The organism is Embleya sp. NPDC008237 (assembly GCF_042956465.1).
Classification (GTDB): Bacteria; Actinomycetota; Actinomycetes; order Streptomycetales; family Streptomycetaceae; genus Embleya.
In genome coordinates this window covers 17,116-27,662 of sequence record NZ_JBIBGL010000043.1, presented here as the reverse complement: position 1 = coordinate 27,662, position 10,547 = coordinate 17,116, and the positions used below count along the sequence as shown (strand labels likewise).

Genomic DNA, 10,547 nt, shown 5'->3' with positions numbered 1-10,547 from the left:
CCCGCGGAGCGGGTCCCCAAGCCGCTGCGCGGCTTGCGAGTGAAGCGAGCCGCGTTGCGGCTCGCGGTGGCGCGTTGCGCCACCGAAGGCTCCCCGCGTTGCGGGGAGCTCGATCCGCGTTGCGGATCGAAAGGCGTGAAGGCCTCCCGCGTTGCGGGAGGCGTCCGATCCGCGTTGCGGCTCGGACCGGGGCCGCGTTGCGGCCCGCCGGCAGCACGGAGTGGGCGGTGGATTGCGGGAGTTCCCTTCGGAAGAGGCGCGGGCTCCCCGCGTTGCGGGGAGCAACCGATCCGCGATGCGGATCGGTACAAGCGACGGGCTCCGGAGGTGGGTTCGGCCGGCATCGTTTCCGTCATGACCGAACCGAAGCCCCGAACGGTACTCCGCCTGCGTTTCAAGGAGTTCGTCGCCGATCCCGCGGACCCCGATGCCATGTGCCGTGAACTCGACTTGGAAGCGGACCTGTTGACGTTCGAGGACGGCACCACCACGTTTTGGCTCGAGGGAGTCGAGGTGTGCGACTTCCCCTCCTCCGCACTCGGCTCGGTGGAACTGATCCCCGCCCGGGAGGCGAGTGTGGGACAACCGGCCTCACGCACGAACGAGGCCGCGGACAAGGCCTACTCCGTGGAGGAGATCTGCACCCGCCACGCCAACGCCTATCAACGATGGACCTCCGAAGACGAGCAGCTGCTCCTCGAACTCCACGCCGCCGGCCACGGCCTGGTCGAACTCGCCCGACGCTTCGACCGCCAACCGGGCGCGATCCGCTCACGACTGGGGAAACTCGGCGTACCCGAACCGCGGTGAAAACACGGTCGCGGACCACTCCCCCGCCCCGCGCACGTGACTGGGGCGTGGCGGGAGGATCGGCGCACGACTCGAAAGGCGGGTGCGTCGTTGATGTTTTCCTTCGACAGGATTGGAGAGCGAGGTGACTCAAGAATGACTCAGGTAGACTTTAACATGTATCGGGAGCCCCGTCGGGTGTTCCGGAAGTGATGACGAGGAGGGTCGGTGCGCGAATTCGCCCCACGGCCGCGGCCGCACCAGGTCGAGGCCGTCGACGCCGCGGTGCGCGGCCTGGAAGGCCCCGTACGCCCGGGCGGCAACCGCGGGCTCCTGGTCTCGGCCACCGGCACCGGCAAGACGCTGATCGCCGCCGAGACCGCCCGACGCCTCGCACCCACCGGCGGCACCCTCGTCCTGGTCCCCACACTGGATCTGCTCACCCAGACCGCCACCGCCTGGCGCACCCTCGGACACGACGAGGCCATGCTCGCGGTGTGCTCCCTCGAGGGCGACGACGCGCTCGGCGCAGCGAACGTGCGCGCCACCACCAGCGGGCCCAGTCTCGCCCTGTGGGCCCAACGGCACGGTCGGTACACGGTGTTCGGCACCTATGCCTCGCTGGGCAGCATCATCCACGCGCACACCGGGCCCTACGGGATCCCCGCTTTGAGGGCTTGGACGCTGGTGCTGTGCGACGAGGCGCACAGAGCCGCCGGACACGTCGACAAGACCTGGACCGACATCCACGACAACCAGCTCGTCCCGGCGCAGCGGCGGCTCTACATGACCGCCACACCCCGCATCTACGAATCCTTCAAAGGACGGCGCAGGAGGCGGCGCGGCGAACGACGCGGGGGCGGTGTCGGGGGTGGCGCGGGCGGTCAGAAGGCGCTGTTCGAGATGGGGTCCGGGGCCGCGGCGCACGGCGCGGGCGGCGGTCTCGAGGACCACGTCGAACCTCACACTGGATCGCACATCGAGCTTCCTCCGATTCCTGACGACATCGCATTCGATCTCGATTCGGAAGACGAGTATTTCTCGCCGGAAATGCAAATCGAAATGATCTACGAAACCGGTGAAGCGCCCCTGTCCTCTGACGAAGCGTCAGATAGCGGGGGCGACGACACCGGTGACGGTGAGACGGCGCGGACCCGGGCGGCCCGGCTCCCGCGTGTTCCCGCGCTCCCCGAGGAACTCGCGGTGTCCATGGACGCGATCGACGTCTACGGCCCGAGGATCTTCCATCTGGGGCTCGCCGAGAGCATCCGACGCGGGCTCCTCGCACGGTTCGTGGTGCTGGTGGCCGACATCAGGGACACCGAGCTCAACCAGGCCCGACGCAACGCGCGCAAGGCGTTGGACGAGAAGAGCCCCAAGGCGCCGAGGCTCGTCGAGGCATGGCGCGGCAAACGCCTCGCCGCACTGCAGACCGCACTCCTGAAGACCGCCCGCGAGAACGGGCTGCGCACCGTCATCACGTTCCACCACCGCGTCGCCGAGGCCAAGGCCTTCGCATTGGGGCTCCCTGATGTCGGCTGGCGGCTGCGCGCCGAACTCCCGGACCAGGCCCCCACGGACGTACGCGCCGAATGGCTCCACGGCGATCACCCGGCCGAACACCGGCGACGCGTCCTCGGCCGGTTCGCCGAACCCGGGGTCCCGGGCGACCTGTCGGTGGTGGCGAACGTGCGGATCCTCGGGGAGGGCATCGATTGTCCGGCCGTCGACGGAGTCGCCGTCTTCGACGAGATCTCGAGCATCGTCAGCATCACCCAGGCCCTGGGCAGGGCACTGCGCCAGAAGCCGGGACAGGGCAAGACCGCCGCCATCATCGTTCCGGTGTTCCTCGACGACCACGAACGGCCCGACGACATGCTCCTGTCCGACGGACACCGCTACCTGGTGACCGTGTTGGAGGCGCTCCGCGCCCACGCACCCGAGATGGTCGAAGCACTCGCCGTCCCCCAGGCACGGGCACACGGCGTGACACGGACGGTCGCCGGAGCCGGGCCCGGCCAGGACGAGGACAGGGGCGGGGGCGGGGGCGGGGGCGGGGGCGGCACAGCGGAACACGGCGCAGCGAACGGCGGCACAGCGGTCGAGGGGGGCGCGGGATCGACCGAGGAGGGCGTCGGTGGGGTCGCGGAGGGCGTTGGCGGGGCTGTGGAGGGCACGGCCGGGCCGGCTGATGCAAACGGGCCGGGCACCGGCGGCGAAAGCGAGACGCGGCCGTTCCTGCGTTTTTCCAGCCCTCGGGACCCGGTGGTGGTGGCGGACTTCGTGCGGCTGCGGGTGATCGACCCGGACGAACGCGACTGGGTCCGCGGCTACCTCGCCGCGCGGCGGTTCCTGTGGACGCACGGGCACATGAGGATCCCGCTCGACGCACGCGACGAACACGACCACGACTACCCGGTCGGGCAGTGGGCCGCGGTCCAGCGCAGGGAGTACGCCGCCGGGCGGCTCGACGCCGGGCGGGTGCGCAAGCTCGTCATGCTCGGGATGGTGTGGTCGCACCCCGACGCCGCGTTCGAGGACGGGCTCGCCGTCGCACGGCGGTATGTCGAGCGTGTGGGGCACCTCGCCGCACCACAGAACGCCGTCCAGGACGGCGTCAGGATCGGACAGTGGCTTGCCAACCAGCGACGCGCGGGTGTTTTGGACGCCTACCCCGAACGCCGCCGGGCCCTGGAAAAGTTGGACCCGTGGTGGCGCCCCGACGGATGGACCATCGCCTGGCAGCGGGCCGCCAACGAGGTACGACTCTTCCTCGCTCGCGGCGGAGCCCTCGACGAGCTGACGCCCGGACACGTCGCCGGTGGGCAGGACATCGGCACTTGGGCGCAGCGGCACCGGCGAGCGAGTGTGAGGGCCGGGCTCGGGCCCGGACAACTCGAGCAACTCGACGAACTCGGCCTCCGAGCCGAGCACGGAGCAGTGGCGGGCGGCGCCGGGAAGGTAGTGACTGGCGGTCGTGGAATCGAGACGCGAGCAGGCGGCGCGGTGGACGGTGCCGGCGACGTAGCGGCGGCCGGTGAGGGCGGGGGGCGGGCGCGGCGCGGCAAGGGCGCGTGGGAGAGCGCCTTCACCGCCGCCGTCGCCTACCGCGAACGGGAGGGGCACTTGGAGGTACCGCGCGGGCACGTGGAGGTCGTCCGTGCGGTGCGGCCGGGCGGCAATCCCGCAGGCGGTGGTTCCGCGGATGGAGGGGCAACGGGTCCGGATGGGGGCGGCGCGGTGGCGGTCGACGGCCGGGTGGTCGAGGTGCGGTTGGGTAAGTGGATCAACAACCAGCGCACGAGGGGTAGTTCGCTTTCCGAGGAGCGGTGGCGACTTCTTTCGGAGTTGGGCATGAGGTGGTGAATCTATTGTTCGGCGTGAATCTGACCTGCCACTTCGTCAAGTCTGTCAGTTCAGACGTGCCAACGATTCGGGGTACCGCGACCCCGACCCGCTGTCAACAAACCACCGTTAGAACGGTGGTTCCTCTGCCCATCCGTTGTTGATGGGTGGTGGGGGCGGGGGGTCGTCCAGGGCTTGGTGCCAACGGCGTTCGAGTTCCTCCTGCAGGGTGCAGTCGTCTCCGAGGTTGTTGTAGGAGCTCCAGCGCGAGTCGTTGGGGTTGGTTCCCGAGAGGTCGCACAGGGCGAGGAATACGGTCTCCACGGTGACCCATCTCGTGGGGACGGTCAGGCCGGCCAACATGCGCCTGATCGTCTCCTTGCTGACGCTGCTGCGTAGCTCCATGTGTTCGATGTGGTCGCTGATCGCGCGTAGGGCGGGCCTGCGGGCCGTTCGGTAGTGGGAGTGGATTTCCTCGACGAAGTCCCGGCGGTTGCCTGGTGGGAGTTCTCTTTGGCTGGGCATGCGCATGATCCTGGGCAACTCGTCCCCCCGTTCGTCTCGTCGCGCGTTGAACACGGCGATGGCCGTTGTTGGCAACTTTAGGCTCGGTTGGATGCAGCGATGGCTCGGTTGGTCCGTCGCACGGCCGCGTACGGCGTGGGGTCGGCTCGCGGGGTCAACCGCTCTGTGGCGCGTCGATTCTGGTTCTTGAGGCCGTGACCAGCGGCTTCCCACCACATCGGTGGTCGTCAACGCGCCGGATCGTCGGCGTGTGTCGTTTTGTTCGGGAGACAGAAATGAGCAGGGTCTCTCCCCGGAAGCACCGTCCGTGCGAGTGCCGGACGTGCCGGCGTTGTCGAAGTCTGTTGTCCGCGGCTGTACATGGCATGGCCACTGCGGCCGGAGGGGCTGTCTTCGCCGGTTTGGCGTGGTGGCTGGGTCGGTCGTGATGGTGTGGTCGTGGGTGCGGATCGGTCACGGAATGCGGATTGGACGTCGTGGTGCCGTGGTGCTGGGTGAACATGAGGGGATGACGGACAGGGTCACACCGCACATGCTTCGCGAGGCGATTGCGGACACGCTGCGCGATCGGGTGAAGTCGTACAACCTCGCGGAGGTCTGTGAGTCGTTGGGGTTGGAGGCGGAGCGTGAGGACGAGGATCCGCATAGAAGCAAGCGCTGGTACGTCCTGGGTCGGGTCCAGACACTGGGGATGGCCGAGCTCGCCCGGATAGCCCAACGGGTGACGGAGGAGTTCGGTGGGGACGAACTGACGGAGCTGGTGGGGCGCTTGGGCGTGCGCGGGGTCGCCGGCGAGTTGAAGAACCTCATCTTCTCGGCCGACGGTCCCAAGCCCGAACTCGTCCTGACGGATTCGTTGAACAACACCATTCGCATCACGAGGAACGAGCAGTACTGCCTCGTCTACGATCGGCCGCTACCCGATCACGGGCTGACCTGGCGTGAACTCGTGCGGTGGTGGGCCGATCGCGAAGGGCTTCCGGCCGCTCCGGAGCGGGACAACGCTCTCGGGCTGTATCACCGACTTCGGCGGTCCATGGCCGGGAACGGTGTCGAGGCGGAATTCTTCCAGGCCTACGCCGCGCTGTACGGGGAGCACGGCTTCGATCTTCCCGCGCTCGTCCCGCAGGTCTACCTGCACTACGACCCGTACAGTCGTGCGCGGGTGGGCGAGCGTGCCGGGCCGTTGCCCCGTCAGCGGATGGACTTCTTGTTGTTGATGTCCGAACGCGCTCGTGTCGTCGTCGAGATCGACGGTCTCCACCATTACGCGGACGCCGAGGGTCGGGCGAACGCGGGTCGGTATGCCGAGATGGTGCGTGAGGACCGCAAGCTCCGTATGGCCGGCTACGAGGTCTATCGGTTCGGCGCGTGGGAACTGAAACAACCGGACCGCGCGAGCATGGTCACCGGGTTTTTCACCGAGTTGCTCACCCGCCACGGTCACCTGCCCAAGTCCTGAACGAGGCGTTGCGTCCGAAGTGGCGTGGCGCCCACTTCCCCATGCGTCGGGAGTGGCAGAGATGCGGGACGTGGTTCGCCGGGCAAGCGGGGCATGGGAGGTTCGGCCGACGAGGGGTTCGAGGCCTGGCAGTTGGGGGTGTTCTTGCGCCTGTCGCGTTCTCGTCGGGTCGTTGTCGTGGTCCGGAACGGCGTGCCCGACAGCGGCTCCTCGGAGTGAAGGATCGCAGTTGCGATGATCTGGGGTGTGGGCGCTCGCCGATGGTGCTGCCTTTAGCAGAACCGGTCTGCCTTTATGGGGAATTCACTGATTCTGAGGCGTGTGTCCGGCGTTCCCTGAGAGTGGTCGTGTCGTGTGTGCCGTAGGCGCTTGGGACGCGAGAGGACGGCGTGGGGTGACGCAGGGGTTGCCGTGGGGCGAGGTGCCGCGTGTGGTGTGGAGGCGGCCCGCGCATCCGTACGAGACGTCCACCGGTGTGTTGCGTGCCGCGCCGCGTAGCGGTGTGGTGGTCGATACGGCGGCGGTGATCGATGTCGTGGACGGGCGGACCTTGTGGACGTTGCCGTACCCCCGGGAGATGGACACCGCGCCGGAATCGGTCACCGGCTGGTCGGGGACGCGTGTCGCGGTTCTCGATGATGTGGGACGGATCGTGGTGTGTCGTCCGCGTGGGGGCGGCGTCGCCGTGAGCGTGTTCGCGTTGCGTACCGGCAGGCGGTTGGGGGGTGTTTCCCGCAGTCGTGTCCCTTTGCATGTGTGGCACGCGTGGTTGTGTCAGGACGACGGGCTCGAGCGGGACGTGTGGGATCTGGATCATCGGGTCGGCCTCGATTGGAAGGGTGATCGGCTGTTGTGGGAGGCGTTCTCCTACGGGGTGGCGGGGAGGCCCGGTGTCGCTGTCCCGGCTCGGTCGGACGAGGTGGTCGTGGCCCGGTACGGCACCGACGGGCCGAACGCGTGGGCTTGGGCGGTCGGGCTCGATCGGCGCGACGGGCGGCAGGTGTGGACGACGTTCGCCGATCCGCACTGGTTCCACCTGGCCACCATGGACGAGCAGGTGGTGTTGTTTCGTCCGTGGCCGCCGATGGGGCTCGGTGCCCGGGACGGGTACGGTCCGGGCGCGCCGGGCGCCGGTCGGGTGGACAAGGGCGGGGTGAGGGTCCTGGATCGGTGTACGGGCGCCGTCGTGTGGGAGCACCACTGGTCGGTGCCGCGGGCGTCGCGGACCTGGCCGGTGACGGCTCTGCGGGACGGGCCCGGTTGCGCGCCGGTGGCTGCGGCCGCCGGAGTGGTCGTCGCGGGTGAGGAAGGGGCGTGGGTCGGACGGGCCGTCGGAGACGGGCGCGTGGTGTGGCGTACTTCGGACGATCTCGGTCGTCCGGGCGGTCTGGGGTTGGGGTACCAGCGGCGGTTCGGTGACTGGGTCTGCTTTCCCGCCTCGTTGGAGGGGTCTTTGCTCGTCCACGCGCCGACAGGGCACCTGGTACGGCTTCGTGCCTCGGTCGAGGCGGTCGTCGGGGATCGGGCGTTCCTGCTGGATGGCCAGGTCGTGTGCGTCGAGTTGCCCACGACCTGAGGACTGCTGTGCCATCCGCCGGCCCGGGATCGGTGGCAGGGGTCCCGGGCAGCCGCTCGAACCGCGCGACGTGCAGGCGGAGTTGAACCTGTGGTGGCGGTCAGGCGAGGTGCGCGCAGTCCTCGAGAGCGACACGGCACCGCGGCCGTGAGGCCGAACTCGAGTCCGAACGACTCGGTGAACTCGGGTATCGATCCGTTGGCGGCGCAGCGGTGGGCGGGGAGATGTCGGCGGCCGGTGGCGAGGTGAGGCGAAGGTGCCTTGACATCCGCGTCCGGTGTTGCGGTGGTCTACGGCGAGTGTTGGGCGGCGCTTCGGCATACCCGCGCCGCCGGTGTACTCGACGGGAGCCGCGCTGTCAGCGGTATGCCGATATCGGTCAATCGGGTGACGAATCTCTGGGACATCTGGTGTCGGGGCGGCTTTTCGGGTCGCGCTGCGGTTGTCGACGAGAAGGACGGCGCATGTCGGACGAGGACGGCGCGGGCCGCCGGGGCGGGATGCAGAGCGTCTTTGCGTCGGGCCTGGGGCGGGCTGCGGCGATGCCCAGGCTCTTGGACCTCGACGGCCGTGGGGAGCTCACGGCGGCCCATGTCCGGCTGGTCGCAGGGGCGTTGGGGAGGTCGGAACGCACTGTGTGGCGGTGGCTGGCGGCCGCGCGCCGGGACCGGCGTCTGGCGCGGGTGGAGGCGTCGCGCTTCACCGTCACTGCGGAGATCCGGCAACTGTTGGCGCTGTGGGGCGGCAACGCCTCGCGGGTCCACGCCGATCTGGTACGGAGGGCGGCCGGGGATCCGGACGCGCCGGCGGTGCCGTCGCTGTCCACGCTGCACCGGGCGATCCGCCGGGACCTGACCCGCGGCGAGCGGGCCGGTCTCAAGAGCGGGGAGGCCGCCCGGCGCGCCCACGACGTGTTCGGCCAGCGGCCGCCGACGCACCGCAACGCGGTGTGGGAGGGCGACCACAAGCACGTTCCCGTGGAAGTCGACGTGGAGGGCGAGTCGGCGACGCCGTGGGTGACGTGGTTCATCGACTGCGCCACCAAGGCCGTCACCGGGGTCGCGGTCACCGCGCACGCGCCGAGCCGGGACGCGGTGCTGGCGTCCTTGCGGATCGCGATCACCCGCGGCGAGCCGTTCGGGCCGACGGGAGGGCTGCCCGGTCGGATCCGGGTCGACCGGGGCAAGGAGTTCCTGTGCGCGACGGTCACCGCGGCGATGGGCGCGTTCGCCGTCCCCGTCACCGACCTCCCCGCCTACAGCCCGCATCTGAAGGGCACCGTCGAGGCGTTGAACGACGCGGTGGAGGAGATGTTCCTCGTCTGTCTCCCCCGCTACACCGGCCGCCAGAGACTCACCGGCGGCCGGCTCGCCGACCCGGACGCCCCGCCGCTGACCTACGAGGCGTTCGTGGGCCTGCTGTTGGACTGGGTGGCCTGGTGGAACACCGAACATCGGCCGGCCGCCCTGAACGGCAAGACCCCCCTCCAGGCGTGGCAGGCCGATCCGACACCGCTGACGGACGTGCCCGCCGAGCAGATGGCGACCTTCGCCCTGGAGGACGACGGGCGCACCTACACGATCGGCACCAGCGGAGTGCGGTGGCGGCGGCGCGACTACCTCGCCCCCTGGATGAACGGCCGTACCGGCACCAGGGTCTCGGTGCGGCACCTGCCCCATCACGACGACACCATCGAGGTCTTCGACGCCGCCACCGGCCGACATCTCGGCTCGGCGTTCCTGGCCGCCGCCGCGAGCCGGGAGCAGATCCGCTCGGTCCTGGCCGCACGCACCGCGGCCGCCCGCCGACTCAAGGCCGATCTGAAAGCCGCGGAGAAACTGCGCCGCCGGCGCTTCGAGGCCTCCACCACCGCCTCCCCACCCCGGCCTCTCACCTCCCCGACCTCCGCACAGGCCGAAGAGGAATTGGGCGCGGCCGCGCGAACGGACCGTCGTGCGCTGGCCCGTCCCGATTTCGTTCCACACGGCCCGGCGCCCGACACCTGGGCCCGCCCCAGGCCTTTGCGCACACCTACTCCCGACAAGGACCAAGCCGATGATCGCTGACCTGGACTACGGGCTGCTGCCCGACGAGAGCGAAGACCACTTCCTGGGCCTGGAACAGGCACAACTGGTCGGCACCGACACGCTGTTGACCACCCGGGACAACATCGAGGCCGTCATCGAGGCCAAGGCCATGATGTGCGTCTACGGGCCGGCCGGATCGGGCAAGACGATGCCGGTGAACTCCGCGCTGCGGCATCTCGCCCCGGACATCACCCACCGTCTGGAACTGCGTGCCGGGCCGACCCCGCGCGACATCCGGCATGGTCTGTTCCAGGCGCTGGGGCTCCCGGGTGAGCCGCCGGCCCGCCCGATCGAGTTCGACACCCTCCTCAAGGAGGCGCTCGCCGAGGAGTTCAGGGTCCTGGTCTGCGACGAGGCGCAGTGGATGAAGAAGACCGGGTTCGAGTTCTGGCGCCACCTGTGGGACGACAAACGCACCGACATCGCGGTGATCTTCGCCGGCGGCGACGGCTGCTACAAGGTCCTGCGCCGGGAACCGATGCTCGCGTCGAGGATCTTCATCTGGCAGGAGTTCACCCGCATGTCCAAGGACGAGGTGAGGGCGACGATCCCCGCCTTCCACCCCGTCTGGGCGGACGTGGACACCGCGTTGATCGACGCCATCGACAAACAGGCCGCCCACGGCAGCTTCCGCAACTGGGCCAACATCACCACCCACGTCCTGGCCGGGATGCGGAAGATGGAACTCGCCCGGGTCGACGAGGACCTGGTGCGCTGGGTGTACAGCAAGATCGGCGGCATGTGACGCACGGCGTCGCGCCGT

Annotated in this window: 7 protein-coding genes; 6 read left to right on the top strand and 1 reads right to left on the bottom strand. The window is 69.5% G+C overall.

Going from position 1 to position 10,547, the window contains the following annotated elements; all coding sequences use genetic code 11:
* Positions 1-354 precede the first annotated feature (354 nt).
* Both ACFZBU_RS47815 and ACFZBU_RS47810 read left to right on the top strand, forming a co-directional pair.
* Positions 355-810, top strand: a complete 456-nt coding sequence (locus ACFZBU_RS47815; protein WP_391590129.1) for a hypothetical protein — start codon at positions 355-357, stop codon at positions 808-810.
* A 207-nt stretch (positions 811-1,017) separates the two neighbouring features.
* Positions 1,018-4,155 (top strand): Helicase associated domain protein, encoded by a 3,138-nt coding sequence (locus ACFZBU_RS47810; RefSeq protein ID WP_391590128.1) that lies wholly within the window; start codon positions 1,018-1,020, stop codon positions 4,153-4,155.
* A 108-nt stretch (positions 4,156-4,263) separates the two neighbouring features.
* Here the strand turns inward: ACFZBU_RS47810 and ACFZBU_RS47805 are convergent, their stop codons facing one another.
* Positions 4,264-4,659, bottom strand: coding sequence for a hypothetical protein (locus ACFZBU_RS47805; RefSeq protein WP_391590127.1), 396 nt, complete (start codon positions 4,657-4,659; stop codon positions 4,264-4,266).
* A gap of 508 nt (positions 4,660-5,167) precedes the next feature.
* Here ACFZBU_RS47805 and ACFZBU_RS47800 point away from each other — a divergent pair.
* The 4 genes from ACFZBU_RS47800 (at position 5,168) to ACFZBU_RS47785 (ending at position 10,529) form a co-directional block, all read left to right on the top strand.
* Entirely contained in the window at positions 5,168-6,121 is a 954-nt protein-coding gene (locus ACFZBU_RS47800; protein ID WP_391590126.1) for a hypothetical protein, read from the top strand.
* 394 nt (positions 6,122-6,515) lie between these two features.
* Positions 6,516-7,697 carry a hypothetical protein gene (locus ACFZBU_RS47795; RefSeq protein ID WP_391590125.1) on the top strand — a complete coding sequence of 394 codons (1,182 nt, stop codon included), beginning with the start codon at positions 6,516-6,518 and terminating at the stop codon, positions 7,695-7,697.
* Positions 7,698-8,239: 542 nt separating this feature from the next.
* A complete protein-coding gene (locus ACFZBU_RS47790) occupies positions 8,240-9,763 on the top strand; it encodes a Mu transposase C-terminal domain-containing protein (protein ID WP_391590130.1) in 1,524 nt (507 codons plus the stop codon).
* A complete protein-coding gene (locus tag ACFZBU_RS47785) occupies positions 9,753-10,529 on the top strand; it encodes an AAA family ATPase (protein ID WP_391590124.1) in 777 nt (258 codons plus the stop codon). Before ACFZBU_RS47790 ends, ACFZBU_RS47785 begins: the two co-directional genes overlap by 11 nt.
* The last annotated feature ends 18 nt before the right edge of the window (positions 10,530-10,547 follow it).

Coding starts and splice junctions, on each gene's coding strand:
- ACFZBU_RS47815 (WP_391590129.1), top strand. CDS start 355: ATGACCGAACCGAAGCCCCGAACGGTACTCCGCCTGCGTTTCAAGGAG.
- ACFZBU_RS47805 (WP_391590127.1), bottom strand. CDS start 4,659: ATGCCCAGCCAAAGAGAACTCCCACCAGGCAACCGCCGGGACTTCGTC.
- ACFZBU_RS47800 (WP_391590126.1), top strand. CDS start 5,168: ATGACGGACAGGGTCACACCGCACATGCTTCGCGAGGCGATTGCGGAC.
- ACFZBU_RS47790 (WP_391590130.1), top strand. CDS start 8,240: ATGCCCAGGCTCTTGGACCTCGACGGCCGTGGGGAGCTCACGGCGGCC.
- ACFZBU_RS47785 (WP_391590124.1), top strand. CDS start 9,753: ATGATCGCTGACCTGGACTACGGGCTGCTGCCCGACGAGAGCGAAGAC.